Genomic DNA, 26,887 nt, shown 5'->3' with positions numbered 1-26,887 from the left:
AAGGGACTCGGGAAAGCGGTCAGCGGATTATAGCGAGCCATCCGCGGCCAGGGCGGAAGCAAACGCATACCGCTTCTTAACGGCACTTAACAAGGCGGCGGGGGATCATTCGGCCATGACCGAAGCCAGCCCCCTCCTCCGACCGCGCCAGGTGCTCGCCGCGCTCGCCTGCGCCGTGCTCGCCGCCTGCACTTCCTTGCCGGCGGTCGGCCCGGATTACCGCTTGCCGGCGCTGAAGCTGCCAACGCTATGGCACAGCCAGCCGGCCGTAGCGACGACCAGCGATATCGACCCGCTGCTGCGCCGCTGGTGGCAGCAACTCGACGACGCAACGCTGGACAGCCTGATCGCCCGCGCCCTGACCGCCAACCTCGACCTCAAGCAGGCCGAGGCCCGCCTGCGCCAGGCGCGGGCGCTGCGCCGCCAGGCCATCGGCGATCAATTGCCGACGCTCTCGGCGAGCGCCGGCAAGACCCGCAGCCACGCCGCCGGGACGAGCAGCACGTTGTACGATGCTGGCTTCGACGCGCGTTGGGAAATCGACCTCTTCGGCGGCCAGCGCCGTGCCGTCGAAGCGGCCGACGCCGACGCCGCAGCGGCCGCGGCCAGCCTCGAACAGGTGCGCGTCACCCTGGTCGCCGAGGTGGCGCAGAACTACGTCGATCTGCGCAGTGCCCGGCAGCGCCTGGCAATCGCCCGCGACAACCTGGCCACCCAGGAGGAGAGCGCGCGCATCGCCGACTGGCGACGGCAGGCCGGGCTGGCCGGCAGTCTCGACGTCGAGCAGGCGGTGGCCAACCGCGAACAGACCCGGGCCAGCCTGCCCGACCTGGAGATTGCCGCCCGCGAGGCAAGCAACCGCCTCGCCGTCCTCCTCGGCGCCGCGCCCGGCGCGCTTGATCCCTCGCTGGCCGCCGCCGACGGCTTGCCGGAGGTGCCGGCCGACCTCGCGGTCGACATCCCGGCCCGCGTCCTCACCCGCCGTCCCGACCTGATCGCCGCCGAGCGCACGCTGGCGGCGGAAACCGCGCGCACCGGGCAGAAGCTCGCGGCGCGCTTTCCCAGCCTGACGCTGAGCGGCAGTTTCGGCTGGCAGGCCTACAGCCTGGGCGCGCTCGGCGGTAGCGACACGCTGCTGCGCACGCTGGCCGGCTCGCTGGCGGCGACGCTGTTCGACGGCGGCCGCCTGCGTGCCGCCGTGGACGCGCAGGACGCGCGCCGCGAGGAAGCGCTGCACGCCTACGAGGAGAGCGTGCTCGGCGCCCTGGAGGAGGTCGAGAATGCCCTCTACGCGCATGCCGCCGCCCGCCAGCGCATCGTCGCCCGACGTCAGGCAGCGGAGGCGGCGCGCAACGCGGCGACGCTCGCCCGCCAGCTCTACGAATCCGGCCTCACCGACTTCCGCGACGTGCTCGACGGCGAACGCACCCGGCTCAGCGCCGAGGACAGCCTGGCGAACGCCGAGGCGCTGCAACTGACGACACTGATCAAACTTTACAAGGCGCTGGGCGGCGGTTGGGACGATGCTGCCGCGCCGGCCACGGAAACACCATGAGCGAAAGAACCAACGGAACTCCCGATGCGCTGCGCCAGTTGCTGGCCGGTGCCCAGCGCGGCCAGACCGCTTCCCGCCGCCGCTGGTGGCTGGCCGGTGGCGGCGCCGCCCTGCTCCTCCTGGTCGGCTGGCTGGCCCTCGGCAGCAAAGGCGAAGCGCCGGGACAGTATCTGACCGAACCCGCCGCGCGCGGCAAACTGGTCGTCACCGCCAGCGCCAGCGGCACCCTGCAGCCGACCAAGTCGGTCGATGTCGGCAGCGAACTGTCGGGCACGCTGGCCGAAGTGCTGGTCCAGGAAAACGACGTCGTCAGGAAAGGCCAGTTGCTCGCCCGCCTCGACCCGGCCAAGCTCGACGACGCGGTGATCAAGTCGCGCGCCGCCGTCGCCGCGGCCGAAGCCAGCGTCGCCGAGGCGCGGGCGACGCTGGCCGAGAACCGGGCGGCGCTGGCGCGCATGCGGCGGGTCGCCGAGTTGTCCGGCGGCAAGGTGCCGGCGCCCAGCGAACTCGACACCGCCGAGGCCGCCGTGCAGCGCGCCGTCGCCAGCGAAGCCAGCGCCCTGGCGCAGGTGGCGCAGGCGCGGGCGGCGCTGAAGACCGACGAGACCAACCTGACCAAGGCGACGATCCGCTCGCCGGTCGACGGCGTCGTCCTGACGCGCAAGGTCGAACCCGGACAGACCGTCGCCGCGCAGATGACGACGCCGGTCCTGTTCGTCCTGGCCGAAGATCTGACGCGCATGGAACTGCAGGTCAAGGTCGATGAAGCCGACGTCGCCAGCGTCAAACCCGGGCAACCGGCCAGCTTCACCGTCTCGGCCTGGTCGGGGCGGCACTTTCCGGCGAGCATCCGGCGCGTCGGCCTGGGCTCGACGACGACCGACAACGTCGTCACCTACAAGACCGTGCTCGACGTCGCCAACGACGATCTGGCGCTGCGCCCGGGCATGACGGCGAGCGCCACCATCGTCACCGCCGAACGCGCCGACGCGCTGCTGGTGCCGAACGCCGCGCTGCGCTACACGCCGGCCGCCAGCGCGGCAGCGGCGCCGAGCGGCAGCATCCTCCGGCGCTTGATGCCGAGACCGCCGGATGCGCCGAAGAACCGTCCGGCTTCCGCCAACGGCAGCGGCAGCCAGGTCTGGGTGCTGGTCGACGGCCAGCCACGCCCGGTCGCGGTCGTTACCGGCGTCAGCAACGGCCGGCAGACCGAGATCACCGGCGGCGAACTGCAGCCCGGCATGGCGGTGATCACCGAATACCAGGCGGGCAAGCCGTGAGTGAAACGACCGCGCCGCTGATCGAACTGCGCGCCATCACCAAGACCTACGGCAGCGGCGACATCGCCTTCCAGGCGCTGCGCGGCATCGACCTCGCGATCGCCGCCGGCGAGTTCGTCGCCGTCATGGGGCCGAGCGGTTCCGGCAAATCGACGGCGATGAACCTGCTCGGCTGCCTCGATACGCCGAGCAGCGGCTCCTACCGCTTCCAGGGCATCGCCGTCGAAGAACTCGACCGCAACCAGCGCGCGCTGCTGCGCCGCCACTGCCTGGGTTTCGTCTTCCAGGGCTTCAACCTGCTGGCGCGCACGACGGCGCTGGAAAACGTCGAACTGCCGCTGCTCTACCGCGGCGAACCGGTCGCCCAGCGCCATGCGGCGGCGCGCGCCGCGTTGCAACGGGTCGGCCTGGCCGAACGCGAGGAGCACACGCCGGCCGAACTTTCCGGCGGCCAGCAGCAGCGCGTGGCGATCGCCCGCGCCATCGTCACCAATCCGCTGCTGCTGCTCGCCGACGAGCCGACCGGCAACCTCGACAGCCAGCGCAGCCACGAGATCATGGAACTGCTGGTGGCGCTCAACCGCGAACAGGGCATCACCATCGTCATGGTCACCCACGAACCGGACATGGCGGCCTACGCCAGCCGCAGCGTGCATTTCGTCGACGGCCGCGTCGACTGCGACACCCGCCAGACATCATGCTCCTGAACGCCCTGCTGCTCGCCCTGCGCGAAATCCGCCGCAACCTGCTGCGCTCCTTCCTGACCGTGCTCGGCATCGTCATCGGCGTCGCCGCGGTAATCACCATGGTGACGCTGGGCAACGGCGCGACGCGCATGGTCGCCGAGCAGATTTCCAGCCTCGGCAGCAACCTGCTGATGGTTATGCCCGGCCAGCGCCTCGGTCCCGGGCGCGACAGCGCCGGCGCGCCGAAATTCCGGATTGCCGACATCGAGGCGATCCGCCAGCAGGTCGGCGGCCTGCAGGCGGTAGCGCCGACCGTCGGCAGCGCGGTGACGCTGGTCGCCGGCACCCGCAACTGGTCGTCGACGGTCAACGGCACGAGCAACGATTATTTCATCGCCGGCAACTGGAAGCTGGCCAGCGGCCGCCGTTTCGCCGACGACGAGGAAAGCGCCGGCAAGGCCGTCTGCATCATCGGCCAGACCGTGCGCAAGGAGCTGTTCGGCAACGCCAGCCCGCTCGGCAACAGCATCCGCGTCAAGTCCTTCGACTGCGAGGTGATCGGCCTGCTCGCCGCCAAGGGCCAGGGCGGCATGGGCCAGGACCAGGACGATACCGTGCTGCTGCCGCTACGGACCGCGCAGCGCCGTCTGACCGGCAGCCTGGACATCGGCGGCATCATGGTCTCGCTCAAGGACGGCAGCGACTCGAAAGTGGCGATCGCCCAGTTGCGCAGCCTGCTGCGCGAGCGGCGCAAGCTGGCCGAAAACGCCGACGACAATTTCAACGTGATGGACACCAAGCAGATTGCCGAAACGCTGTCCGGCACCATCGGCACGATGACCGCGCTGCTCGGCGCAGTTGCCGCGGTCAGCCTGCTGGTCGGCGGCATCGGCATCATGAACATCATGCTGGTCTCGGTCACCGAACGGACGCGGGAAATCGGCATCCGGCTGGCCATCGGCGCGCTGGAGAAGGAAGTGCTGCTGCAGTTCCTGATCGAGGCGGTGGCGCTCTCCGCCTTCGGCGGCCTGCTCGGCATCGCCCTCGCCTTCGTCGCCTGCCTCGGCCTGACCGCGCTGATGAACATGCCCTTCCTGTTCTCACCGGCGATCAACCTGACCGCTTTCGGCTTCTCGGCGGCGATCGGCGTCCTCTTCGGCTACATGCCGGCGCGCCGTGCGGCACGCCTCGATCCGATCGAGGCGCTGCGCCACGAGTAAGGCTTCAGACCAGCAGGCAGACCCCCAACCAGGTCAGGGCGACCGAGCGCGCCGCGGTCGAGGTCTGCGGATGGCGCCAGACGGTCGCCACCAGGAACAGGTTGTAGGGCAGGATCAGCGCCTGCAGCGCGAACCAGGCCCCTCCGGCCAGCCCCTGCGTCAGCAGGATCAGCGCGAAGACCGCGAAACCGGCGTTGAGCAGCGTGCCGACGGCGAGCAGGTCCCACCAGAACAGACGGCGCAAGGCCACCTGGCCACGCCAGCGCGGCGCGAAGAAACCGCCCCCGGGGGTAGCCGCGGCAACGCCGTTCACGGCGTCGGCTCCGCCTCGCTCGCGGTCGCCGGCGGCACTTCCGGCAACGGCGTTGCCAGCACCTTGTCGATCCGCTTGCCGTCGAGATCGACGACTTCCAGTGTCCAGCCTTCCCAGACCTGGCGGTCGCCGGTCTCGGCAAGACGGCCGAGGAGCAGCATCAGCATGCCGGACAAGGTGTGGTAGCGGCCTTTCTCCTCTTCCGGAACGCTCTTCAAGCCGAGCGTGTCCTTCAGTTCGAGCACCGGGATCAGGCCGTCGAGCAGCCAGGAGCCATCCTCGCGCTGCACCGCCCAGGCGTCTTCCTTGTTCTTCGGGACAAACTCGCCGGTCACCGACTCGACCAGGTCCTGCAGCGTCACCATGCCCTGCACCTCGCCGTATTCATCGACGACGAATACGAGGTGGGTGCCGGAACTGCGGAACTGTTCGAGCAGTTCCATGCCGGTCAGCGACTCCGGCACATAGACCGCCGGCTGCAGCTTTTCATCGAGTCCGGGCGTACTGCCGCGCAGCGTCTTGCCGAGCAACTGGCGGGCATTGAGGACGCCGATGATGTTCTCCAGCCCATCGCGGCAGACCGGGAAACGGGCGTGGTCGGATTCGGTGATGATTGCCAGGTTCTCGTCGAGCGGGCGCTTGATGTCGAGCCAGACGATTTCCGAGCGCGGCACCATCAGCGAACCGAGCTGTCGGTCGTCGAGGCGGAAGACGTTGCGCACCATGTCGTGCTCGTTCTTCTCGATGACGCCAGCGGCCGAGCCTTCGACCAACATGGCGTGGATTTCTTCCTCGGTGACGCTCGGGCCGCGGCTTTCCCGCTGCCCGAGCAAGCGCAGCAAGAGGGCCGTCGAATTCGACAGGAAGAGGACGAAAGGCCGCGACAGGATGGCCAACCAGTTCATCGGCCGTGCCACCAGGCGGGCGATGCCCTCGGGGTTGATCTGGCCGATCCGCTTCGGCACCAGTTCGCCGACGACGATCGAGACATAGGTGATGACGACGACGACCAGCACCGTGGCGCCGATTTCGCTGAGGTCCCGATCGGCCCCCCAGCCTTGCAACCAGACGGCGAGCGGCCCGGCGAGCGCGGCCTCGCCGACGATGCCGTTGAGGATGCCGATCGAGGTGATGCCGATCTGGATCGTGGACAGGAAGCGGGTCGGGTCTTCGCCCAACTGCATTGCTACCGCGGCGGCACCGTCGCCATCTTCGGCCAGCTTGGCAAGACGGGCGCGACGGGCGGTGACGAGGGCGATTTCGGACATCGCGAACACGCCGTTGAGGACGATCAGCGCGACCAGTAGAAAGATTTCCATGTCAGTAGCCTCCGCCAACGGCAAACAAGGAAATTGCGATGCTCGGTAAAACGGGAGAATGCTTCATGCTGCGGCCCCAGAGGGCGCCGCCCAGCCTTTCTTGAGTTGCGGACAGAGCGGATCATGCCGCAATTCGGCGACGCTTGCCATCGTCCGCCGCCCGCCTCGCCGGCGCCGACCGATCGATAAAACCGAAGTCTTTGCTCGAAGAAAGCCCGGCGCTTGCCAAAGTCATGGCAACGCCGCCCCAAGCCCCGCCTTGACGCCTCCGGCCTCCATTTGCTCACGCAGCAAAAGCATGCGCATCACTGCCCCCACCCCTTGCCGGAAATGGATTTGCCGCATGCGGCATTGCACAATAACGCACCCCATCCCTACGGAGAAAACCATGAAATCGCTCGAACACAAGCTCGAAGTCCTGATGTTCAACAGCCGCTGGCTGCTCGCCCCCTTCTATATCGGGCTGATCCTCGCCATCGGCATCCTGCTGATCAAGTTCGTCAAGGAGTTCTTCAAGCTCGCGCCGCAGGTCTTCAGCGCCGACGGCAGCGACATCATCATCGGCATCCTGACGCTGATCGACGTCGTGATGATCGCCAACCTGCTGATCATCATCGTCTTTGCCGGCTACGAGAACTTCGTCTCGAAGATCAACACCGGCGACAACGAGGACCGCCCGAACTGGATGGGCCATGTCGGCTTCGCCGACCTGAAGATGAAGCTGATCGGCTCGATCGTCGCCATTTCCGGGATCGAACTGCTCAAGGCCTTCATGCACGTCGGCTCGCACAGCAACGAACAACTGGCCTGGAAGGTCGGCATCCACATGACTTTCGTCATTTCCGGCGTGCTCTACGCGGTCATGGACAAACTCGGCGGCAAGCACCACGCCGAGGAGTGAACTTGCTGCCCGCGGCGCTGCCTAAGGGACATCCCCACAGGCAGCGCGGAGGGCATCATGCACAGACAGTCATTCAAGGTCGCCGGCCTGCGCGACGCGCAATGCGTGCGGGCGCTGGCCAACGCGATTCAGGACCTACCGGGTATCGAGCATCTCGAGATCGAGCCGGCAAGCGGCATCACCGATGTCGAGCACGGCAACTTCGTCTGCCCGGAGGAAATCCTGCAGGCGATCACCGACGCCGGCTTCAGCGCCGAATATACGACGCACTGAGCAGTTCAGCAGCCGCAGCCGCTGCCGCCGGATTTGACGCCGAGCTTCCTGAGCAGCTTTTCCGGCGGACAGAAGCCGGTGAAGCCGCTCTGGAACAGGTTGAGGCCGACAAAGGCGGTGAAGGCGAGGAACCATTCCGAGACGAAGATCGGCGATCCCTGCCAGCCGAGGGCGAGCGACAGCATGACGAAAAAGCCGGCCATGATGCGGATGTAGCGTTCGGTGGTCATGAGTGATGCTCCTTGCGGAAAGCGGCGAAGTAGAGGACGGGGATGACGACCAGGGTCAGCAGCGTCGACACCAGGATGCCGAAGATCAGCGCCAGGGCCAGGCCGTTGAAGATCGGGTCGTCGAGGATGAACATGGCGCCGAGCATGGCGGCCAGCGCGGTGAGGGCGATCGGCTTGGCCCGTACCGCCGCCGACTGGATCACCGCGTCGTGGAAATCCATGCCGGCGGCGACCTGCAGCTTGATGAAATCGACCAGCAGGATCGAATTACGGACGATGATGCCGGCCAGCGCGATCATGCCGATCATCGAGGTCGCCGTGAATTGAGCGCCGAACAGCGCGTGGCCGGGCATGACGCCGATGATGGTGAGCGGGATCGGCGCCATGATGATGAGCGGCACCAGATACGAACCGAAATGGGCGACGACCAGCAGGTAGATCAGGATCAGGCCGACCGCGTAGGCCAGCCCCATGTCGCGGAAGGTTTCGTAGGTGACCTGCCATTCGCCGTCCCACTTGACGCTGTAGCCGGCGTAGGGGTCGCCCGGCTGGCGGATGAACCATTCGCCGAGCGTGCCGCCTTCCTTCAGTGCCATGCCGTTGATCCTGCTGCGGATGTCGAACATGCCGTAGAGCGGCGAATCGAGCTTGCCGCCCATGTCGCCGACGACATAGACGACCGGCAGCAGGTCCTTGTGGTAGATGGTCTTCTCGCGCGCCAGCTCGCGCACTTCGACCAGTTCCGAAACCGGCACCAGACGGCCTTCGCGCGAACGGACGCGGAGCTTGAGCAGACTGTCGAGCGAGGAGAGTTGCTCGGGCGGCAGGACGATGCGCACCGGCACCGCGAACTTCGATTCGGTGTTGCGCACCGGCGTCACGTCGAGGCCGGACAGCCCCATGCCGACGACGTCGACGATGTCGCGCTGGGCGACGCCGAGCTGCGCGGCCTTCGCCTGCAGCACGTGGAGGACGAACTTGCGGGCGTCGGCGTCGATGTAGTCGTCGATGGCGACGATGTCGGCGGTCGCCGCGAAAGCCTGGCGCACCTGGCGGGCGACGGCGATCTGGCCGGCGTAATCGGGACCGTAGATTTCAGCGACGATCGGCGACATCACCGGCGGCCCGGGCGGCACTTCGACCACCTTGGCGACCCCGCCGTTGCGCTTGCCGACGGCTTCAATGGCGTCGCGCACGGAGACGGCGATCTCGTGGCTCTGCCGGGAGCGCTCATGCTTGTCGACCAGGTTGACCTGGATGTCGCCCTTTTCCGGCGCCGCGCGCAGGTAGTACTGGCGGACCAGGCCGTTGAAGTTGATCGGGCTGGCGGTGCCGGCGTAGGCCTGGTAATTGACGACTTCCGGCACCTTGGCCAGTTCGCCGCCGATCTCCTGCAGCACCCGCGCCGTTTCCTCGACCGGCGTCCCGGCCGGCATGTCGACAACGACCTGGAATTCGCTCTTGTTGTCGAAAGGCAGCATCTTCAGGACGACCAGCTGGAAGTAGGCGAGCGACACCGAACCGGCGATCAGCAGGACGACGGCCAGCCCGAGCTTGAGGCGGGCGGCAGCGCCCTTCGCCGGATCGAGGAAGGGCGTCAGCAAGCGGCGGAAAGTGCGGTCCAGCGTCGCGTCGAGCTTCGACGGGGCGTGGCTGCCGGCGGTGGGGCCGTGCGCCTTCATCAGCCGCGCCGCCAGCCACGGCGTGACGACGAAGGCAATGGCCAGCGACAGCGCCATGCCCATCGACGAGTTGATCGGGATCGGGCTCATGTACGGGCCCATCAGGCCGGAGACAAAGGCCATCGGCAGCAGCGCGGCGATCACCGTCAAGGTCGCCAGGATGGTCGGCCCGCCGACTTCATCGACGGCGCCGGGGATGATCTCCAGCAGCCCCTTGTCCGGGTGCAGCGCCTGCCAGCGGTGGATGTTCTCGACGACGACGATGGCGTCGTCGACCAGGATGCCGATCGAGAAGATCAACGCGAACAGCGACACCCGGTTCAGCGTGAAGCCCCAGGCCCAGGAAGCGAACAGCGTCGCCGCCAGGGTCAGCGTCACGGCGACGCCGACGATCACCGCCTCGCGCCGGCCGAGCGCGAAGAAGACCAGGGCGACGACGAAGGCGGTGGCAAAGACCAGCTTGCCGATCAGCTTCTGCGCCTTCTCGGTCGCCGTCTGGCCGTAGTTGCGGGTGACCGTGACCTCGACGCCGTCCGGGATGACGACATTCTTCAGGCTGTCGATGCGGGCGATCGCCGCGTCGGCGATGTCGGCGGCATTGACGCCGGGCTGCTTGGAGAGCTGGATGGTGACCGCCGGGAACTCGCCGGCGCTGCTGCCGAACCAGGCGTAGCGCTTCGGCTGGTCGGGACCGTCCTCGACGCGGGCGACGTCGCCGAGGTAGATCGGCTTGCGGTCGACGACGGCAACCACCAGGCGCCGGACGTCGGCCGCCGATTCGAGGTAGGTGCCGGTCTGCACCAGGATGTCGCGGTTGCCGGCGATCAGGCTGCCCGACGACTGCAGGTCGTTGGAGACGGTCAGCGCGCCGGCGATGTCCTGCGGCGTGACGCCGAAGGCGTTCATGCGCTCGGCGTCGAGCAGGACGCGCACGGCATGGTCGGGACCGCCGAGCGTGGACACGTCGCGCGTGCCCTTGATCCGTTTCAGTTCGATCTCGACGGCGCGGGCGACCTGCTGCAGGTCGTAGGCCGAGCGCGCCGGATCGCTGGTATGGAAGGTCAGCGAGACGATCGGCACGTCGTCGATGCCGCGCGGCTTGATCACCGGGTCGCGCACGCCGAGGCTGGGCGGCAGCCAGTCGCGGTGCGCCATCACCGTGTCGTGCAGGCGCAGCACGGCGTCGTTGTATTTGACGCCAACCTTGAACTGCACGGTGATCACCGCCATGCCCGGGCGCGCCATCGAATAGACGTGCTCGACGCCGTGCATGCGCGACAGCACCTGCTCGCCCGGCGTCGCCACCAGATTTTCGACGTCGCTCGCCGATGCGCCCGGCCAGGCGACCAGCACGTCGGCCATCGTCACGTCGATCTGCGGTTCTTCCTCGCGCGGCGTCACCAGCGTCGCAAAGAGACCGAGCAGGAAGGCGACCAGCGCCAGCAGCGGCGTCATGCGCGATGACTGGAAGGCGGCGGCGATGCGCCCGGAAAGGCCGAGCGTCGTCTGGTCGGTCGCCATGCTACTTGCCCGACTTCAGGGAAATCGCCGCCTTGACCGGATCGACGACCACCTTGTCGCCGCTGGCGAGGCCGGCCAGCACTTCGATCTCGCCCTTGCCGACGGCTTCGCCGAGGCGCAACTGGCGCAGCAGCAGACGACCGTCGGCGGCCTGCACATAGACCGCCGCGACCTCGCCGCGGCGGACGACGGCGGCGGCCGGCACGGTCAGTTTCTGGGCCTGGCCGGTGACGAAATGCACCCGCGCGAACATGCCGGGAACGACATCGGGCAGCGCCGGCAGGCCGACGCGCACGGTGCTGACATGGGTTGCCGCATCGGCCGTCGGCAGCAACTGGATCGTCGTCGCATCGACCCATTTACCGAGCTCCGGGAATTCGACGCGCGCCGTCGTCACGCCACGCATCGCCGGCAGACGGTGTTGCGGAATGCTCGCCGTGACGCGCAGACTGCCCGGCTGGTAGAGGGTGAACAGCGGCGCGCCTGGCATCGCCATGTCGCCCGGCTCGGCATGCCGACGGGCGACGATGCCGGCCATCGGCGCGACGATGCTGGCGTGGCTCTGGCTGGCGCCGGCGGCGCTACGGTTGGCGGCGGCGGCGTCGAAATCGGCCTTGGCCTTGTCCACCGCCGCCTGGCTGACGAATTTCTGTTCCTTGAGCTGGCGCTGCCGTTCGTAATTGAGCTTGGCCATCGCGTACTGCGCTTCGGCGGCGCGCGCCGCCTCCGCCGCCTCGCGGCCGTCGATGCGCATCAGCAGGGTGCCCTTGGCTACCGACTGGCCGGCGTCGGCATGGACTTCGAGGACGCGGCCGGCAATCTGCGTGCCGACCGTCGCCTGCTGCACCGCCTCCACGACGGCTTCGGCAGGGAACGCCAAGTCGACCGCGTGCGGCGCGACAGTGACGACGGGCAGGGAATCCGCGGCTCGCACGCCGGTAGCGGCAAGCAGGCAGGCGAGGACAAGGGAGCGCAGGAGGAACGGTTTCATAAATATAAGCATACGCTAATTTACAACCCCGAAGCAAGGCGTCTCCATTGTACGACCACCCTGCTCAGGCGGTGCGTTTCAGTTGGCTTGCCAGATATTGCGACAGCGGGTTTCCCGGATGCGCCAACTGGCCGCTGCCCCCAGGACGGCACACAAGGTTGCAGCCAGCACGCCGTGCTGCCAGGTGGCAAGGTCGTAGACGCGGGCGCCGCCGACCATCTCGCCCTGCCAGCCGAGATCCATGATCCAGCCGACGACCGGCTGCATGATCGCCGCGCAGAGGAAACCGCCCATGTTGGCGATGCTGGTGGACATCCCGGAAAGCAACGGCGGATTGACTTCCTTGGCGCAGGCCCAGGTCAGGCTGAAGCCGGCGGTGCTCAGACCGAGCAGCGCGAACAGCGCATAGGACAGCGGCAACGGCATCGTCGCGCAGGACAGCAGGACCAGCCAGATCGCCACATAGACGTGCGAGACGGCGATCATCACCGGCTTGCGCCGGCCGAGACGATCGGACAGGCCGCCGATGAACAGGCAGCCAACGGCGAAGCCGCCGAACCATAGCGACAGGTGGTTGGCCGCGACCGCCCGCGCCATGCCATGCACCTGCATCAGGTAAGGCGTCGCCCACAAGCCGGCGAAGGTGAAGAAGGCGCCCGACATGCCGGTATTGACCAGCGCCGCCGGCCAGGTCGAGCGGTTGCGCAGGACCGCGAGCAGGCCGGAGAGGACGACGGTGCGATCGAAGCGGGGACGCGGCGCCGACTGGCCGGTGCCCGGCGCATCGCGCACGATCAGCCAGCACAGTGCCGCCAGCACCAGCGACAGGCCGCCAACGCCGATGAACACGCCGCGCCAGCCGGTCGCCTGGGCCATCGCCGACAAGGGCGCACCGGCAAGAACCGAGCCGAGATTGCCGACCAGCATGCAGATGCCGACCATGGTCGCGAAGCGGCTTTCCTCGAACCAGACGGCGATCAGCTTGAGCATGGCGATGAAGGTCACCGAGACGCCGAGCCCAACCAGCGTCCGACCGGCGAGCGCCAGATCGAGGCTGGGCGCGAAGCCGAAGAGCAGGCTGCCGATACCGCCGACCAGGCCGCCCAGCGCCAGGATGCGCCGTGGCCCGAGGGTGTCGGCGAGAATCCCGGTGGGAATCTGCATCAGCGTGTAGATGTAGAAATAGGTCGCCGCCAGTACCCCAAGCGACGCCGCCGAGGTCTGAAAAGTCGCCGCCAGGTCCTGAGCGATGCCGGCCGGCGCGAAGCGCTGGAAAAACGACAGGATGTAGGCAACGGCGACGACGGCGAGCGCCAGCCAGCGCCGCCGCCTCTGTTCGGGCGTCAACGGTCCCATGCAGTCTCCTCGATTTGTATTTGAAGGCGCCTCTGCGGGCGCCTGGGATCACGCGAGCGGCGTGCTTACTTGATCGTCAGCACCCACTTGGCGAGGGTCTTCGCCTCGGCGTCGGTGACCGCGTTGGCCGGCATCGGTACCTGGCCCCACTCATCCTTGCTACCGTTCTTGATCTTGGCGGCAAGCGCCGCCTCCGCCCCTTTTTCAGCCGCCCGCTTGGCGGCAATGTCCTTGTAGGACGGACCGACGATCTTCTTCTGCAGGGCATGACAGGTCATGCAGTTCTTGGCCTTGGCCAGATCTTCCGAAGCCTGCGCCGAAATGGCAACAAACAGTCCCGCCAGCAACAACACACTCTTTTTCATTTTCCCCTCCATCTGTTCACAATCGCTTTTTTCGCAGTGTACCCGCTTCGGCGCCCAGCGGCCAAAACGGGATCAGCGCTCGGCCGACCAATCGCGCAGGCGTTGCGGCAGTTGCGTCCAGTCTACCGGTTTCGGCAGATATTGCGCCCGCAAACTCTGTTGTGCGGCAACGAAGGCCGCATCCTCGCGTCCGGTCAGCAGCACGATGCACAGACGCTCACCAAACTGCCGACGCAACTGCGCTGCCACTTGCAAGCCATCGACCTCCGGCATCTCGACATCGAGCAAGGCGATATCGAAGGCATCCTGAGCGCTGGCGGCGCGCAAGGCATCCGCGCCATTGCCGGCAACGACGAGTTCGAATGCCGGCGCCTGCAGCACCGCCCGTAACAGGATCGCCATCGTCGGATCGTCGTCCGCCGCCAATACCCGCAAACACCGCTGACTCATGACGCATCCCCCGCCAACATGACGCCCAGGGCGTCGCTCACCGCATGCCATTCGGCCTGCAGGCCAGGATAAAGCGCCTGCACTTCATCGCGCGCCGCTTCCTGGCTTAACGATTCGATTTCCCGGCACAAACCGGCAAAGCGCAGGGCGCCGACATTGAAGCTACTCGACTTCAAGGCATGACAGGACTGCGCCAGCAATTCCAGATCGCCTCCGGCAACGGCCTTCTCGCACGCTTCCCAATGCTTCCTGGCGCCGCGCAGATAAGCGTCGATCAGTTGCCGGATCAGGGCGCTCGCGCCGTTCGGCGCCAAGGCACGGAGCTGGTCGAAAGCGGCCGGATCGATCGGCAAGCCGGCCGACGCCTCGACCCCGCCGTTCGGCACGCTCGGCCCGCTCGATTTGCGCCGCTCGCGCGGCAACCAGCGCTCGAGCACGGCGAGCATTTCGTCGCCACGGTAAGGCTTGGCCAGATAATCGTCCATGCCTGCCGCCAGACAGCGCTTGCGGTCGTCGCGCATGGCATTGGCGGTGAGCGCGACTACCGGCACCCGCGGCAAACCGGCGCGTTGTTCGCGGCGGCGTAACTCGGCACAAGCGGCAAAGCCATCCACCACCGGCATCTGGCAATCCATCAACACCAGATCGAAGGGTTCACTCTCCAGTAGATCGAGTGCCTGCTGGCCGTTACCGACCAGCAGAACCTGCAGGCCGAAGCGCTCGAGATGGGTACGGGCGACGATCTGGTTGCTTTCGTTGTCTTCGGCCAACAGCACACGTCCGCGCAAACGCGCCGGCAAGTATTGCTCGTCGAGCGAGGGTAGCGCCACCCGACGCAGCGTCGTCTCTTCATTCGCCTGATCGGCCGACAGTTCAGGGGTTTCCGCTATCGGCAAGCTCAGGGCCACGGTAAAACAGGAGCCATGACCAGGCCGGCTGTCGACGCTGATCCGCCCCCCCATCATTTCGATCAGTTGGCGACAGATGGTCAAGCCCAGACCGGTACCACCGAAGCGCCGCGAGGTCGACCCGTCAGCCTGGGCAAAATGCTCGAAAATCCGGGCCTGCGCGTCCTGCGGGATGCCAATGCCGCTGTCCCGGACCTTGAGTTCGAAAGCCACACTCCCGGCTTCGCCGGACAACAGGAGCAGACTGACGACGATCTCGCCTTCGTCGGTGAATTTGATCGCGTTGTTGAGCAGGTTGGCGACCACCTGGCGCAAGCGCAGGGCGTCGCCGCGCAGCTTCAGGCTGCGCCCGGCCGGTAACTCGATCATCAGGGCGAGCCCCTTCTTGCTTGCCGGCTGGGAGAACAATTCCACCGACTCTTCAAGCAGGGCGCGCAGATCAAAATCCTGCACCTCCAGTTCGAGATGACCGGCCTCGATCTTCGAAAAATCGAGGACGTCGTTGATGATCGTCAGCAGATGTCGCCCCGAGCGATCCACCGCTTCGACAAACTGACGCTGCGTCGGCGTCAGGTCGGTATTGAGCAACAACTCGGTCATCCCCAGCACACCGTTCATCGGCGTCCGTATCTCGTGACTCATCATCGCCAGAAACTCGCTTTTGGCGTGGCTGCCAGCTTCCGCGACCTCCTTCGCCTGGCGCAATTCGCGGGTGCGCTGTTCGACGATCTGCTCGAGATTGCCCAAGTGGGTCGCCAACCAGTGATCGCGCTCGCGGATCTGCGCAATCATCTGGTTGAAACCATCGCTCAGGCGGTTGAACTCCATGATTTCGGACGGTGCCGCACGAATATCGAGATGACCAATCGAGATTTCCGCCATTGTCTCGTCGAGCAGGTCGAGCGGCCGCAAGCTGCTTTCGACCCGAGCTCCCAGACGGCGAAGAATCACCCAGAGCCCCGCAGCGAACACGACCAGAATCAGTGCCGCGTTACCGAGCAATTGCCGATACAGGCCATCGAATCCGATACTCACCTGCACCAGGCCAAGATCGCTCCCCCGGTGCCAGATACGCCGAAAAAAATCTATCCTGTCCCAGGAGAGGAGGTAACCATCCCCCGTTTCGTGCGGATACCCCGCCATAAAGGGCGTCGCCGTGGCGGCGCGCAATTCGAAGAACACGCTGCCGTCGGTACGGTAGATCAGCAGACGGCGAAAATCGATGACATCGCGGAGCGACTCTGCCGGCCCCCTGGCCAACGCGACATCATCCCGCACCAGACTCTCGGCAACGACGTCGCCGAGCAGGAACATCCTGGCTTGACCTTCCTCGATCAGGTTGCGTACATCAAGCCAGGCGCTGAGGATCAGGATGAAGAACAGCAGCCCGAGAAACACCGGCAGGAGAACCTGCAGATTGATCCGGACCAGATGCTGGCCGAAAGTCGCCTGCTCGGGCTCCCGATTCACGCCTTCCCCACCGGGCCAGCCCCCCCCTTGGCAAGCACCGCCATGGTGGCGAGATACGCTGCCGTCAGTTCGGCACGACAGTCGTCGCTGATCGCCACCTCCCGACCTGCCAGCCGCCCGAGCAACGCTGCTTCGAGACTTGCCGCTGCAGCGGCGAGCCTCACCGCTCCGATATTCTCGGCGGCACTGCGCAAGGCGTGGACTTGCTTGCGCTCCGCGGCATCTTCACCCAGAGCACCCTGCCAGCGCGACAGCCAATCCGAAAAATGCATGACAAACAGACCAACAGCCTGCCACCAGAGCTCGGGTCGGTCGAGCATGCGCTCGACCGCAGCCGCCACATCGAATCCCTCCAACTCCCTGGGTATCAGCATCTTTCCATTCGCATCGTCCTGGTTGAATACCGTAAGATTCTCCCGCGATCGCCGGCCAATAAGGTTGAAGATTGGTAAAAAGCGGATTCCCGCCAGCACTGGCATGCCGCTTAGTGCAAGCACTTCCTTTTACAATGAAATACAATGCACCCACCAAGCATAACCATCCTGTCCATGAACCAGACCGCCCTGATTGTCGAAGACGACCCCGGAACACGTCACGTGCTGTCTGCAACCTTCGCCTCCGCAGGCATCGGCAGCATTTTCGCTGAAAACGGCGCCGCCATGTGGCTTCAGCTAGGAAAAAGGCCCGACATCGTCATCCTGGATCTGAGCCTTCCCGATGCGGACGGACTCGAACTGCTGCGCCAGTTGCGACAACAATCCGAAATCCCGGTGCTCATCCACTCGACGCGCTCGGACGAAATCGAGCGCATCATCGGCATCGAGATCGGCGCCGACGATTTCCTTCCCAAACCCTGCAACATGCGGGAATTGCTCGCCCGGACCCGCAGACTGTTACGACGCTGCCAGACGCGCCCCAGCATCCCGCAGCCCAAGGGAGAGCTACGACGCTTCCGCTTCGGCCACTGGACACTCGACACTGCCTCGCGGGAACTGACCGACGGCAAAGGCTCTCCGGTTTCCATCGGCGTCTCGGGATTTGCGCTGCTGATGGCCTTCCTCGAACATCCGTTCGAGCCCTTGTCACGCGAGCAGTTGTCCCGGGTTCTCAAGAGGGAGTACATCCCTTACGACCGCATCATCGACGTCCACGTCAGCCAGATTCGCCGCATTCTGGGCAATCAGCCTGACGGTTCGGGCTTCATCAAAACCCTGCGCTCGCAGGGCTATGTTTTCGTCGCTCCCGTCGAACACGCCTGACTGCGGGAATTTGCTCAAACGACAAAAAGCCGGAGCGTCGCTCCGGCTTTTTGCTGCCCCCCCTTACGGGAGGGGATCATGAACGAGACTGCTTACTGGCAACCGCCGACGGTGTTGCCCACGCAAGGCGTCGAACTCTCACCGTTGATCAACCACTTGCCATCCTTGCGGATCATTTCGAGAGTCTTCAGGACGCGATCGTTGAAAATGTTCGAACGATAGGTCTGCTCGAATTTCGCCGTCGCCCTGTCCTCGCCGTGCATCTGCACATTCAGCTTATCCACCGTCACCGAGATCGCCTCGCGCGGCATGATGCGCTGGCGGCGCAACTGGTTCCAGTCTTCACGCGACAAACCACCATCCGGCGTGAAGGTCGGCGCATAGAAGGCGGTGTAAGCCGCGTAATCCTTTGCCGACCAAGCCTGCGCCCAGGAACGAACCCGCGCCTGAACATCAGCCCCCTCCACTGGCGGCGTCACCACGGGCAGTTTCTTGCCCATCATGTCCTGCGCCCGGGCATCGAGATCGGCGCGCGGCGTACCGGTCAGCGCCACCGGCTCCGGCGGGCACAGCGTCGCCGCGTCGACGTCGGCCAGTTCGCCAGTTTCCGGCGTCGCCGTCTCCAGCTTCTGCAGGCCCATGAACTCGAGCAACGAACCCATCCCGGCCTGGCTGCGCAGGTAGGCCAGCGTCAGGTCGGTATCGGCATTGACCAGCGAGCGCTTCGCCGCCAGCAGTTCGTTTTCGGTATCGAGCAGGTCGAGCAGCGTGCGCTGGCCGATGTTGAACTGTTCGCGGTAGGCGTCGCGCGTCTTCTCGAGCAGTGCCACCTGCGTCGTCAGGTCTTCCTTCTGGTCGCGCAGGCGCTGCACGTCGTTGTAGGCGATCAACAGCGTCTGCCGGGTGTCGCGGCAAGCCTTCTCGCGCATTTCCAGCGCCATGTGCTTGCGCTCGACGTATTGCCGTTCGCGCGCCGTGTCCGAGCCGCCGTTGAACAGGTTCCACGACATCACGACTTCGGCGACGTTCTGGTCGCGGTCGCCGCTGACGCCCTGGTAGTTCTTGGTCGTCTCGGTGCGCGCCCGCAGATCGACGCGCGGCATGTAGGCGGCGCGCCGGCCTTCGACGTCGTATTGCGCCGCTTCGATGTTCTCGACCGCTGCCAGCAGCGTCGGGTTGCGCTTGTAGAGCACGTCGAGCGCCGCCTTCGGGCTCGCCGGCAACGCCGCGCCGGTCAGTTGCTGCGGCGTCAGCGTGCCGGCCGGCAGTTCGCCGACCAGACGCTGGTAGCGCGCCATCACATCATGCAGGTTGGCGGTCTCGGTGGTCAGGTTGACCTCGGCCAGCGCCAGCCGGCTGGCCGCCTGATCGAGATCGACCCGGCGGCCGACGCCGGAGGCGGTGCGTGCCTTGATCTGGTCATGGGTCGCTTTGTGGCGCACGTAGTTGTCTTCGGCCAGCGCGACCAACGAGCGGTAGCGCAGCACGTCGACGTAGGCCTTGCTGGCTTCGAGGGCGACGTTTTCCGAGGCTTCGAGCAACTCGTAGTAGCGCACCAGCTTGGCCTTGCCCAGCTTGCGCACTTCGCTGCGCGTCGCGAAGCCGTCGAACAGCATCTGGCTCAAGGTCAGCGCGTAACCGCGCCGGGTGTAGGTGTCCTTGGCGGAACCCGGCACTTCCAGGCTCTCGCGACCGGCCCCGGCCGTCAGATCGAGTTTCGGGAAGTAGCCGCCGCGGGCGACGCCGACTTCTTCTTCGGCGGCCTTGTAGTTGCGCCACTTGATGGTCACTTCCGGGCTTTTCTGCACCGCCTGCTGGGCGACCTGACGCAGCGCCTGTTGAACTTCCGTCGGAGCAGAATCCTGAGCGAAACCGGCGGTGGAAAAAACCGCGGTCGCCAGTAACAATGTGATGGTTTTGATTTTCATGAGGGACTCGCAATGAACCGATTCAACCTCATGCCGAAAGCCCGGAGACCGAGACGACACAAGGAATCTCTTTGGGGAACGGAATACTTATCATATAGCCGATCCCGATTTTAGGTGAATAATCATTCCAGATTGTAAGGTTTGGTAAAAAACAAAACCTCGGCAACAGCGGAAAAATATATCATTGTCATGATTATCCGACAAGCACACCTCCTTTCAGGAAAGCGCAATCCTTTCCAGTTTGCGATAGAGGGTCCGCGTACTCACCCCCAGGCAACGAGCCAATCCGTCCATTTCCCCTTGATGGTTCTGCCGCGCCCAACGCAGATACCGCCGCTCCAACTCCTCCAACTCGACGATTCGATCAACGCCGAAGCCCTGCTGAACTGGCGCACCGACTGCCAACGGCGGTGGCGAGTCAGCCATCTCCACCAGATGCGACAGGTCGATGCTATCACCATCCGCCAGCAAGGTCGCCCTTTCGATCAGGTTTCGCAACTCGCGAATGTTGCCGCTGAAGCGCTGCCCCGCCAGCCATTCCAGGGCTGCCTTGGTAAAACGACGCCCTTGCTTGTGATCAACCCGTTCGAGCAGGGATTCCGCGAGTAGCGCGATATCGCCGCTGCGCTCGTGCAAGGCTGGAGTCCGGATCGGAAAAGTGTTTATACGAAAGTAGAGGTCCCGGCGAAAGGTTTCTGCCTGAACCATCGCCGCCAGATCGCGGTGCGTCGCCGTCACCAGACGGAAATCCGCCGGCAACCAGTCGAGCCCACCAACCCGACGATAGGTCCCGGTCTCCAAGAGGCGCAGCAGCTTGATCTGCAAGCTCAGGGGCAGCTCACCGATTTCGTCGAGAAAAAGGGTCCCGCCGGATGCTGCTTCGACCAAGCCCTGCTTGCGATGAGTCGCACCGGTAAAGGCCCCCTTTTCATAACCAAACAACTCTGCCTCGAATAGCGTTTCCGTCATGCCCGCGCAATCGACCGCGACGAAGGGCCCGTCGGAACGCTGACTGGCTTCGTGGATCGCATGCGCGACCAATTCCTTTCCGGTTCCCGTTTCACCAAGCAGTAAAACCGCTGCGCTGGAAGGCGCAACCCGCATCATCTTGTCCAACATATCGACGAACGCCGGCGAACGCCCGACCAGGCCACGCGCCGCCGCCCGGCTGCTGGCCTGGCGGACGATACGCATGGTCTCGACGAAGTAGGCGATATCACCATTTTCGTCCCGGATCGGCACCGTTTCGACGGCAACGTGCTCCTCGCCGCGCGCCGTGTGATGCAGATGCAGAACCCGTTGCGGCTCACCGGAGTCGAGGCTGAGCTTGAGCGGGCAAGACTCCCCCGCTTGATCGCAAGGCAGATCGAAATGGTGTGAGACCTCATAGCAACTGCGCCCCGCCAGTTCCCGACCACCGCCGAACTCACGGGTGTAGGCCGCATTGGCGGCAATGATCCGGTAATCCGCGCTCATTACAATGCGCGGCTCTGGCAAACCGTCGAGGAAGGAAATCAACTCACTCAGAAAATGCGACGTCAAAATTGACACTCCCGCCAATAGATGCTGCCGATTCTGACACAGCAAAACAGCCAGTGTTAAAGAAATGCATGAGAAACATCACAACCCGTTGATTTAAATACCAGCAAACGAAAGACATAGGCTGGCACACAACTTGTTAATAGAGATACCGGAAACCGGGGACACCTCCCGCAGCACGATGCGCTTTCCTGGAAAATATCGAGCTGCAGGCGCTGACCGGCTGGGCGCATATCCCCCTTAGTTCGCCCCGCAGGCTTGCTTCATGCAACCAGCCGGCAGACAGAAAGCCACCCCGGTTTCCAACCATAACGATCAACGGGGTAACAACAACAATGAACCAAGCGGCAGACCAGAAGAAGCAGACAGAACCGACTGCAGTCTCTTTTTACGAAAAACGGAAGAAAATCTACGCCAAGCGTGTCCGGGGCTTCTTCGACAACTGGCGCATCGCGCTGGTTCTACTGACCCAGGTCATTTTCTACGGCACTCCCTGGATTCAATGGAACGACCGGCAAGCCGTGCTCTTTCATCTGGTCGAGCGCAAGTTCTACATCTTCGGCCTGGTGTTCTGGCCTCAGGATGTCATCTACCTGGCCATCCTGTTGATCATCTCCGCCTACGCACTGTTCCTCGTCACTGCCGTGGCCGGACGCCTGTTCTGCGGTTACGCCTGTCCGCAGACGGTATATACGCAGCTGTTCATGTGGATCGAGAACTGGGTCGAAGGTGATCGCAACGCGCGTCTGAAGATGGACAAGGGGCCGATGGATGCGCGCAAGCTGCGCATCAAGTCCACCAAGTTCGCGCTCTGGGGCATTCTGTCGCTATGGACCGGTTTTACGCTGGTCGGCTATTTCACTCCGATGAGCGAGTTGATCAACAACGTCCTGACCAACAACCTCGGCCCCTGGGAAATGCTTTGGATTTTCCTGTATGGCGGCTTCACCTTCCTCTTTGCCGGCTTCATGCGGGAACAGGTGTGCAAGTACATGTGCCCCTATGCACGCTTCCAGAGCGTGATGTTCGACCCGGACACGCTGATCATCACCTACGACCCGGATCGCGGCGAGCCGCGCGGGCTGCGCAAGAAAGGCGCCGACACCAGCAAGCTGGGCGACTGCGTCGACTGCGGGCAATGCGTCGTGGTTTGCCCGACCGGCATTGACATCCGCAATGGCCTGCAATATGAGTGCATCGGCTGTGCCGCCTGCATCGACGTCTGCGACCAGGTGATGGACAAAGTCGGCCTGCCGCGTGGCCTGGTCCGTTACTCGACGGAAAACGCGATGCAGCAGAAGCTCGATCACAAGAGCATCATGTCGCACATCATCCGCCCCCGCATCCTGCTGTACACGGCAATCCTGATCCTGATCAGCATCATTGCCGGCTACTTCCTGGTCAACCGCATTCCGCTCAAGGTCGACATCATCCGCGACCGCTCCACCCTGGCCCGCGAAGCCGACGACGGCAGCATCGAGAACGTCTTCATGCTGCAGATCATGAACACCTCGGAATCGCCGCAGCACTACAAGCTGACGGCCGAAGGCCTGGACGGGCTGAAGATCGTCGGTGACGACAGTGTCGATGCCAAGGCTGCCGGCCTGACCTCGTTCAACGTCGTGCTCGCCGCTCCGCCGGAATCCGGCAAGCGCGGCTCGAATCCGATTCATTTCACCATCACCGCAGAGGGCAACCCAGACATCACCCTGCGGGAGAAAGCCTCTTTCCTCCTGCCCTGACGCCAAACAGGGCAGACTCCGCTTGGGCGGGAGCTTGTCTCCCGCCTTTTTTTATTTGTCACGGCCGGCGCGCAAACGCCTGCTCAAGAAACCCCAGCAATTTCGGCACATGCCCGTCCACATCGCCAAACTCTTCGTGGTTCCCGACCAACTCGAGCAAGTCGACGTCGGCATGCCCTGCCGCAGCACGGATCGCCCGCGCCTCGGCAAGCGGCACCATGGCATCGTCCCGGCCGTGCACCAGCAACACCGGACAGCGCACCCGGGCTATCGTATGGATCGGCGCGATATCGTCGAAACGGTAACCGATGACCCGCTGCACATAACGCAATACGTAAGCTCCCAGCGGCCAGTACGGAATGTGCTTGGCATCCAGCCAGCGCCGCATCATGGCCGCCGGATGGGCAAAGGCGGAGAGACTGATGACGCCGCGGATTTCCCGACGGCGACTGGCAACCAGCAGCGCCGCCCCGCCCCCCACCGAATGACCGATCACCGCCAGGGCATCGCGCTCGATACCGGCGATGCCGACCAGCCAGGCCATGCCGGCTTCGATATCCTCGGCGAAGCGCGGCAGGGAGGCAAAGCTGTCGTCGTCGCTTTCCCCGTGGCAACGGGCATCGAGCAGCAACAGCGAATAGCCGGCTTGCTGCAGGTGGCGCGCGACGGGCAGAAAATTCGCCGCATTGCCGCCCCAGCCGTGCATGACGACCAAGGCGCGAGGCCCGGCCGGAATGTACCAGGCGCGCAGGCGCTTGCCATTGCTGGTCGGCACCTCGACCGACTGCCACGACAACCCGTCTGGCTGTGCCTCACGGGGAACCCGCGGCGCCCGCAGACTGCGGCGAATGGCCCGGTTGAGCAGAAGCACGGCGAGTGGTGGCAGGGCCAGCCAGCCCCAGATGCTCATTGCCGACGCCACGAACCATCGCGCGCCGAAACAGAGCGCTGCGTCGGGGTCAAAGGCAAACAGGATTGCAGGTTCATTGGCATGACATTCTCAAAGCCATCAGGAGCGCCCCCGACCCGGGTTCACATAAATTCAATGCCGCGCCACATGGCGGCGACACCCCCAACAGCAGTAAAATAAGCAATTACTACTATACCTCACGATAATCAGGAGTATTCATGAACAGCGCCGCTTCCCAACATGCGCCCCACAGTCGTCTGGCGCACATGCCGATCTCGCTTTTCGCGATCGTCATGGGCCTTTCCGGTACCACCATCGCTTTTGAACGGATCGAGCACCTCTGGTCCTGGACGATCCATCCCTCGACCCTGCTGCTGATCCTCAGCGCCGGCATTTACGGGCTGATTGCCTTCGCCTACCTGAGCAAGTTCCTGCGCTACCGCAGCGAAGTGATCGGCGAGTTCAACCATCCGATCCGCATCAGCTTCTTCCCGACCATGTCGATCGGCCTCCTCCTGCTCGCCATCGCCATACTGCAATACAGCCCGACGATCGCGCTCGCCCTGTGGGCGGTCGGCAGCATCACCCAACTGCTGTTCACCCTGCTCATCCTCTCGACCTGGATTCATCACGAACGCTACCAGGTCCAGCACAGCAACCCGGCCTGGTTCATTCCCATCGTCGGCAACATCCTGGTGCCGGTCGCCGGCGTACCGCTCGGTTTTCCGGAAATTTCCTGGTTCTACTTCAGCGTCGGCCTGATGATGTGGACGCCGCTGCTGGCGGTGCTGTTCAACCGCTTCTTCTTCCATCCGATGGTCCCGGCCAAGCTGCTGCCGACACTGTTCATCCTGATCGCCCCGCCGGCAGTCGGCTGCATCGCCTGGTTCAAGCTGCACCACGGCGTGCTCGATGACGTGGCGCGCATCCTCTACTACTTCGGTCTTTTCATCACCCTGCTGCTGTTCTTCCAGTGGCGCCACTTTGCCCGCCTCTCGTTCGCCCTTCCCTGGTGGGCCTATTCCTTCCCGCTGGCGGCGATGACCATCGCCTCCAGCATCATGCTCGAAAAGGTCGGCGGCACCTTTTTTGCCATTCTGACCCCGGTGCTGCTGGGCTTGCTGAGCATCCTGATCGTCGTGCTGCTGTTCAATACGAGCCGGGCCATGCTGCGCGGCGAGATCTGCGTTCCGGAATAAGGCAGCCCCTCGTTTCCCGCCCCTCCGGCAAGAAGAGCGGGCTATACTGGCGGGAAACGAGACATAACGAATCCGGAGGAGGCCCGCCCGCGGGCAACGTGCATGGATGTTCTATTCCTGCTCGCACTGGCAACCGTCATCGTCGTCCTGCTCTTCGACTACACCAACGGTTTCCACGATGCCGCCAACATCGTTGCAACAGTCATCGCCTCCCGGGCGATGACTCCGGTGCAGGCGGTGATCGTTGTCGGTTTCTTTGAATTCCTCGGCCCGCTGCTCGGCGGCACCGCAGTCGCCAACACGATCGGCAAGTTCGTCAGCCTCGACGGCGTCGTACCGCTGCTCTCGCTGTCGATCCTGCTTTGCGGACTGATCGGTGCCATCGTCTGGAACCTGGCGACCTGGTATTTCGGCATTCCCTCGTCGTCTTCGCACGCGCTGGTCGGCGGACTGATCGGCGCCATCGTCGTCAGCGTCGGCAGCGATCATGTCGTCTGGGGCTTCCGCGAGCTTGCCGACGGCCACCTGACCGGCATCATCAAGGTTCTGGCCGCCCTCGTCCTGTCCCCGCTGATCGGCTTCTGGGCCGGCTTCCTGATCCATCGCCTGATGAACGCCCTGCTACGCAGCGCCAGTACCGCCGCCAACACCCGACTGCGTTATGCCCAGTTCTTCACTGCCGCCGGCTTGGCGTTTTCGCACGGTGCCAACGACGCCCAGAAGAGCATGGGCATCCTGACCCTGGTCCTGCTGCTGGGCGGCTTCATCCCCAGCTTCGAAGTCCCGTTCTGGGTCATGCTCGCCTGTGCCTCGGCGATCACCCTCGGCATCATTTCCGGCGGCTGGCGCATCGTCCGTACGCTCGGCTTCGCCATCTACCGGGTGCGGCCGATCCACGCGCTGGATTCGCAACTGACCTCAGCGCTAGTGATCATGGGCGCATCGCTGGCCGGCGCCCCGGTGTCGACAACGCATGTCGTCGCCACCTCGATCATGGGCATTGGCGCCTCGGAACGGCCGCGTGCGGTCCGCTGGGCCAAGGCCAAGGACATCGCGACCACCTGGGTGATCACCATCCCTGGCGCCGCCCTGGTCGCCATCCAGGCCTACGCCCTGCTCCACCTGTTCATCGGAGTCCCATCATGAGCGACAACACCGGTTCGCCCTCGCTGTTCCGCCGGTTGATCGAGCGCGTCTTTCCCAAGATGCCCGACTTTTTCGCCATGCTCACCCTGCAATGCCGGCATGTCGCGCAGACCGCCGGCCTGCTGGTCGAGTTCATGGAAACCGCCGCCCCCGACATCGGCCGGCAGATCCGCAAGGACGAGCACGAAGCCGACCGGGTCAAGATCCACAACCTGCACGCGCTGAACGAGGCCTTCTCGACGCCGATCGACCGCGAGGACCTTTATCGGGCGATCATGGACCTCGACGAAGTCGTCAATTACTGCAAGACCACGGTCAGCGAGATGGAAGTCCTGCAGCTCGACCCTGACAAGCATTGCCTGGAAATGGCGATGCACATCAAGCTGGGCACCGACGCCCTGCTCCAGGGCTTCACCCGGCTGGCCAGGGAGCCGGCACAGGCGGCCGCCGACGCCGACATCGCGCGCAAGGCCGAGCGCCGCGTCGAAAAGGCCTACCGGCGGGCGATCGCCGACCTCTTCCAGGGCGACGACTACATCCACATGTTCAAGCGCCGGGAAATCTACCGCCATCTTTCCAACGCCGCCGACCGCATGGCGCACTGCGCCAACACGCTGCACGACATCGTCGTCAAGATGTGCTGA

At 64.7% G+C, this 26,887-nt stretch carries 24 protein-coding genes; 11 read left to right on the top strand and 13 right to left on the bottom strand.

Annotation, left to right across the window (positions count from 1 at the left end):
* Positions 1-115: 115 nt before the first annotated feature.
* From ACLIIZ_RS12635 to ACLIIZ_RS12620, 4 genes are read left to right on the top strand one after another with little or no spacing between them, the layout of a single operon-like run.
* Positions 116-1,555 carry an efflux transporter outer membrane subunit gene (locus tag ACLIIZ_RS12635; RefSeq protein WP_416692581.1) on the top strand — a complete coding sequence of 480 codons (1,440 nt, stop codon included), beginning with the start codon at positions 116-118 and terminating at the stop codon, positions 1,553-1,555.
* Complete coding sequence (locus ACLIIZ_RS12630) at positions 1,552-2,835, top strand: efflux RND transporter periplasmic adaptor subunit (protein WP_416692579.1); 1,284 nt, start codon at positions 1,552-1,554, stop codon at positions 2,833-2,835. The genes ACLIIZ_RS12635 and ACLIIZ_RS12630 overlap by 4 nt, the downstream gene beginning before the upstream one ends.
* The gene (locus tag ACLIIZ_RS12625) at positions 2,832-3,542 is read left to right on the top strand and encodes an ABC transporter ATP-binding protein (protein ID WP_416692576.1); all 711 of its coding nucleotides are present in this window, start codon (positions 2,832-2,834) and stop codon (positions 3,540-3,542) included. Before ACLIIZ_RS12630 ends, ACLIIZ_RS12625 begins: the two co-directional genes overlap by 4 nt.
* Positions 3,533-4,741: an ABC transporter permease gene (locus tag ACLIIZ_RS12620; RefSeq protein ID WP_416692573.1), complete on the top strand. Its 1,209-nt coding sequence runs from the start codon at positions 3,533-3,535 to the stop codon at positions 4,739-4,741. The genes ACLIIZ_RS12625 and ACLIIZ_RS12620 overlap by 10 nt, the downstream gene beginning before the upstream one ends.
* A 4-nt stretch (positions 4,742-4,745) precedes the next feature.
* Here the strand turns inward: ACLIIZ_RS12620 and ACLIIZ_RS12615 are convergent, their stop codons facing one another.
* Positions 4,746-5,054, bottom strand: coding sequence for a hypothetical protein (locus ACLIIZ_RS12615; protein ID WP_416692571.1), 309 nt, complete (start codon positions 5,052-5,054; stop codon positions 4,746-4,748).
* Positions 5,051-6,373 carry a hemolysin family protein gene (locus tag ACLIIZ_RS12610; protein ID WP_416692570.1) on the bottom strand — a complete coding sequence of 441 codons (1,323 nt, stop codon included), beginning with the start codon at positions 6,371-6,373 and terminating at the stop codon, positions 5,051-5,053. The genes ACLIIZ_RS12615 and ACLIIZ_RS12610 overlap by 4 nt, the downstream gene beginning before the upstream one ends.
* Positions 6,374-6,761: 388 nt before the next feature.
* Here ACLIIZ_RS12610 and ACLIIZ_RS12605 point away from each other — a divergent pair, with 388 nt between their 5' ends.
* Complete coding sequence (locus ACLIIZ_RS12605; RefSeq protein WP_416692568.1) at positions 6,762-7,274, top strand: TIGR00645 family protein; 513 nt, start codon at positions 6,762-6,764, stop codon at positions 7,272-7,274.
* Between the two features lie 57 nt (positions 7,275-7,331).
* A complete protein-coding gene (locus tag ACLIIZ_RS12600) occupies positions 7,332-7,547 on the top strand; it encodes a heavy-metal-associated domain-containing protein (protein ID WP_416692567.1) in 216 nt (71 codons plus the stop codon).
* Between the two features lie 5 nt (positions 7,548-7,552).
* On the opposite strand, the gene ACLIIZ_RS12595 is transcribed toward ACLIIZ_RS12600, so the two are convergent.
* From ACLIIZ_RS12595 to ACLIIZ_RS12560, 8 genes are all read right to left on the bottom strand, one after another.
* A complete protein-coding gene (locus tag ACLIIZ_RS12595; protein ID WP_374323968.1) occupies positions 7,553-7,777 on the bottom strand; it encodes a YgaP family membrane protein in 225 nt (74 codons plus the stop codon).
* On the bottom strand, positions 7,774-10,980 hold the full coding sequence (locus ACLIIZ_RS12590; RefSeq protein WP_416692566.1) for an efflux RND transporter permease subunit: 3,207 nt from the start codon (positions 10,978-10,980) through the stop codon (positions 7,774-7,776). The genes ACLIIZ_RS12595 and ACLIIZ_RS12590 overlap by 4 nt, the downstream gene beginning before the upstream one ends.
* Position 10,981: 1 nt before the next feature.
* A complete protein-coding gene (locus tag ACLIIZ_RS12585; RefSeq protein ID WP_416692564.1) occupies positions 10,982-11,971 on the bottom strand; it encodes an efflux RND transporter periplasmic adaptor subunit in 990 nt (329 codons plus the stop codon).
* Between the two features lie 78 nt (positions 11,972-12,049).
* Positions 12,050-13,327 carry an MFS transporter gene (locus ACLIIZ_RS12580; protein ID WP_416692562.1) on the bottom strand — a complete coding sequence of 426 codons (1,278 nt, stop codon included), beginning with the start codon at positions 13,325-13,327 and terminating at the stop codon, positions 12,050-12,052.
* Positions 13,328-13,392: 65 nt separating this feature from the next.
* Complete coding sequence (locus tag ACLIIZ_RS12575; RefSeq protein WP_416692560.1) at positions 13,393-13,692, bottom strand: c-type cytochrome; 300 nt, start codon at positions 13,690-13,692, stop codon at positions 13,393-13,395.
* Positions 13,693-13,764: 72 nt separating this feature from the next.
* Positions 13,765-14,142: a response regulator gene (locus tag ACLIIZ_RS12570; protein WP_416692558.1), complete on the bottom strand. Its 378-nt coding sequence runs from the start codon at positions 14,140-14,142 to the stop codon at positions 13,765-13,767.
* Positions 14,139-16,520, bottom strand: coding sequence for an ATP-binding protein (locus ACLIIZ_RS12565; protein ID WP_416692556.1), 2,382 nt, complete (start codon positions 16,518-16,520; stop codon positions 14,139-14,141). Before ACLIIZ_RS12565 ends, ACLIIZ_RS12570 begins: the two co-directional genes overlap by 4 nt.
* Complete coding sequence (locus ACLIIZ_RS12560) at positions 16,517-16,999, bottom strand: hypothetical protein (protein WP_416692555.1); 483 nt, start codon at positions 16,997-16,999, stop codon at positions 16,517-16,519. The genes ACLIIZ_RS12565 and ACLIIZ_RS12560 overlap by 4 nt, the downstream gene beginning before the upstream one ends.
* Before the next feature lie 69 nt (positions 17,000-17,068).
* On the opposite strand from ACLIIZ_RS12560, the gene ACLIIZ_RS12555 reads away from it, so the two are divergent.
* The gene (locus ACLIIZ_RS12555) at positions 17,069-17,779 is read left to right on the top strand and encodes a response regulator transcription factor (RefSeq protein WP_416692552.1); all 711 of its coding nucleotides are present in this window, start codon (positions 17,069-17,071) and stop codon (positions 17,777-17,779) included.
* 92 nt (positions 17,780-17,871) lie between these two features.
* Here ACLIIZ_RS12555 and ACLIIZ_RS12550 read toward each other — a convergent pair whose 3' ends face one another.
* On the bottom strand, positions 17,872-19,707 hold the full coding sequence (locus ACLIIZ_RS12550) for a TolC family outer membrane protein (RefSeq protein ID WP_416692550.1): 1,836 nt from the start codon (positions 19,705-19,707) through the stop codon (positions 17,872-17,874).
* Between the two features lie 216 nt (positions 19,708-19,923).
* Complete coding sequence (locus tag ACLIIZ_RS12545) at positions 19,924-21,249, bottom strand: sigma-54 interaction domain-containing protein (RefSeq protein ID WP_416692548.1); 1,326 nt, start codon at positions 21,247-21,249, stop codon at positions 19,924-19,926.
* Between the two features lie 332 nt (positions 21,250-21,581).
* Between ACLIIZ_RS12545 and ccoG the strand changes: the two genes are divergently transcribed.
* Positions 21,582-22,988: a cytochrome c oxidase accessory protein CcoG gene (gene ccoG, locus ACLIIZ_RS12540; protein ID WP_416692546.1), complete on the top strand. Its 1,407-nt coding sequence runs from the start codon at positions 21,582-21,584 to the stop codon at positions 22,986-22,988.
* A gap of 58 nt (positions 22,989-23,046) precedes the next feature.
* On the opposite strand, the gene ACLIIZ_RS12535 is transcribed toward ccoG, so the two are convergent.
* Positions 23,047-23,898, bottom strand: coding sequence for an alpha/beta hydrolase (locus ACLIIZ_RS12535; protein ID WP_416692544.1), 852 nt, complete (start codon positions 23,896-23,898; stop codon positions 23,047-23,049).
* 218 nt (positions 23,899-24,116) lie between these two features.
* Between ACLIIZ_RS12535 and ACLIIZ_RS12530 the strand changes: the two genes are divergently transcribed.
* The 3 genes from ACLIIZ_RS12530 to ACLIIZ_RS12520 all read left to right on the top strand — a co-directional run bounded on the left by ACLIIZ_RS12530 (position 24,117) and on the right by ACLIIZ_RS12520 (position 26,887).
* Positions 24,117-25,097 carry an SLAC1 anion channel family protein gene (locus ACLIIZ_RS12530; protein ID WP_416692541.1) on the top strand — a complete coding sequence of 327 codons (981 nt, stop codon included), beginning with the start codon at positions 24,117-24,119 and terminating at the stop codon, positions 25,095-25,097.
* 102 nt (positions 25,098-25,199) lie between these two features.
* The gene (locus tag ACLIIZ_RS12525; RefSeq protein WP_416692539.1) at positions 25,200-26,243 is read left to right on the top strand and encodes an inorganic phosphate transporter; all 1,044 of its coding nucleotides are present in this window, start codon (positions 25,200-25,202) and stop codon (positions 26,241-26,243) included.
* On the top strand, positions 26,240-26,887 hold the full coding sequence (locus tag ACLIIZ_RS12520; protein WP_416692537.1) for a DUF47 domain-containing protein: 648 nt from the start codon (positions 26,240-26,242) through the stop codon (positions 26,885-26,887). Before ACLIIZ_RS12525 ends, ACLIIZ_RS12520 begins: the two co-directional genes overlap by 4 nt.

It is taken from the genome of Azonexus caeni, from assembly GCF_048146105.1.
GTDB classification, from domain to species: domain Bacteria; phylum Pseudomonadota; class Gammaproteobacteria; order Burkholderiales; family Rhodocyclaceae; genus Azonexus; species Azonexus aromaticus_B.
The sequence above is the reverse complement of the archived record's forward strand: the minus strand, read 5'-3'. Positions and strand labels throughout refer to the sequence as shown.

What these genes read in the sequence shown, in the direction of transcription:
- ACLIIZ_RS12595 (WP_374323968.1), bottom strand. Translation starts at nt 7,777, where the DNA reads ATGACCACCGAACGCTACATCCGCATCATGGCCGGCTTTTTCGTCATG.
- ACLIIZ_RS12630 (WP_416692579.1), top strand. Translation starts at nt 1,552, where the DNA reads ATGAGCGAAAGAACCAACGGAACTCCCGATGCGCTGCGCCAGTTGCTG.
- ACLIIZ_RS12585 (WP_416692564.1), bottom strand. Translation starts at nt 11,971, where the DNA reads ATGAAACCGTTCCTCCTGCGCTCCCTTGTCCTCGCCTGCCTGCTTGCC.
- ACLIIZ_RS12600 (WP_416692567.1), top strand. Translation starts at nt 7,332, where the DNA reads ATGCACAGACAGTCATTCAAGGTCGCCGGCCTGCGCGACGCGCAATGC.
- ACLIIZ_RS12530 (WP_416692541.1), top strand. Translation starts at nt 24,117, where the DNA reads ATGAACAGCGCCGCTTCCCAACATGCGCCCCACAGTCGTCTGGCGCAC.
- ACLIIZ_RS12605 (WP_416692568.1), top strand. Translation starts at nt 6,762, where the DNA reads ATGAAATCGCTCGAACACAAGCTCGAAGTCCTGATGTTCAACAGCCGC.
- ACLIIZ_RS12580 (WP_416692562.1), bottom strand. Translation starts at nt 13,327, where the DNA reads ATGGGACCGTTGACGCCCGAACAGAGGCGGCGGCGCTGGCTGGCGCTC.
- ACLIIZ_RS12620 (WP_416692573.1), top strand. Translation starts at nt 3,533, where the DNA reads ATGCTCCTGAACGCCCTGCTGCTCGCCCTGCGCGAAATCCGCCGCAAC.
- ACLIIZ_RS12590 (WP_416692566.1), bottom strand. Translation starts at nt 10,980, where the DNA reads ATGGCGACCGACCAGACGACGCTCGGCCTTTCCGGGCGCATCGCCGCC.
- ACLIIZ_RS12635 (WP_416692581.1), top strand. Translation starts at nt 116, where the DNA reads ATGACCGAAGCCAGCCCCCTCCTCCGACCGCGCCAGGTGCTCGCCGCG.
- ccoG (WP_416692546.1), top strand. Translation starts at nt 21,582, where the DNA reads ATGAACCAAGCGGCAGACCAGAAGAAGCAGACAGAACCGACTGCAGTC.
- ACLIIZ_RS12555 (WP_416692552.1), top strand. Translation starts at nt 17,069, where the DNA reads ATGAACCAGACCGCCCTGATTGTCGAAGACGACCCCGGAACACGTCAC.
- ACLIIZ_RS12525 (WP_416692539.1), top strand. Translation starts at nt 25,200, where the DNA reads ATGGATGTTCTATTCCTGCTCGCACTGGCAACCGTCATCGTCGTCCTG.
- ACLIIZ_RS12560 (WP_416692555.1), bottom strand. Translation starts at nt 16,999, where the DNA reads ATGCCAGTGCTGGCGGGAATCCGCTTTTTACCAATCTTCAACCTTATT.
- ACLIIZ_RS12570 (WP_416692558.1), bottom strand. Translation starts at nt 14,142, where the DNA reads ATGAGTCAGCGGTGTTTGCGGGTATTGGCGGCGGACGACGATCCGACG.
- ACLIIZ_RS12550 (WP_416692550.1), bottom strand. Translation starts at nt 19,707, where the DNA reads ATGAAAATCAAAACCATCACATTGTTACTGGCGACCGCGGTTTTTTCC.
- ACLIIZ_RS12575 (WP_416692560.1), bottom strand. Translation starts at nt 13,692, where the DNA reads ATGAAAAAGAGTGTGTTGTTGCTGGCGGGACTGTTTGTTGCCATTTCG.
- ACLIIZ_RS12535 (WP_416692544.1), bottom strand. Translation starts at nt 23,898, where the DNA reads ATGAGCATCTGGGGCTGGCTGGCCCTGCCACCACTCGCCGTGCTTCTG.
- ACLIIZ_RS12520 (WP_416692537.1), top strand. Translation starts at nt 26,240, where the DNA reads ATGAGCGACAACACCGGTTCGCCCTCGCTGTTCCGCCGGTTGATCGAG.
- ACLIIZ_RS12610 (WP_416692570.1), bottom strand. Translation starts at nt 6,373, where the DNA reads ATGGAAATCTTTCTACTGGTCGCGCTGATCGTCCTCAACGGCGTGTTC.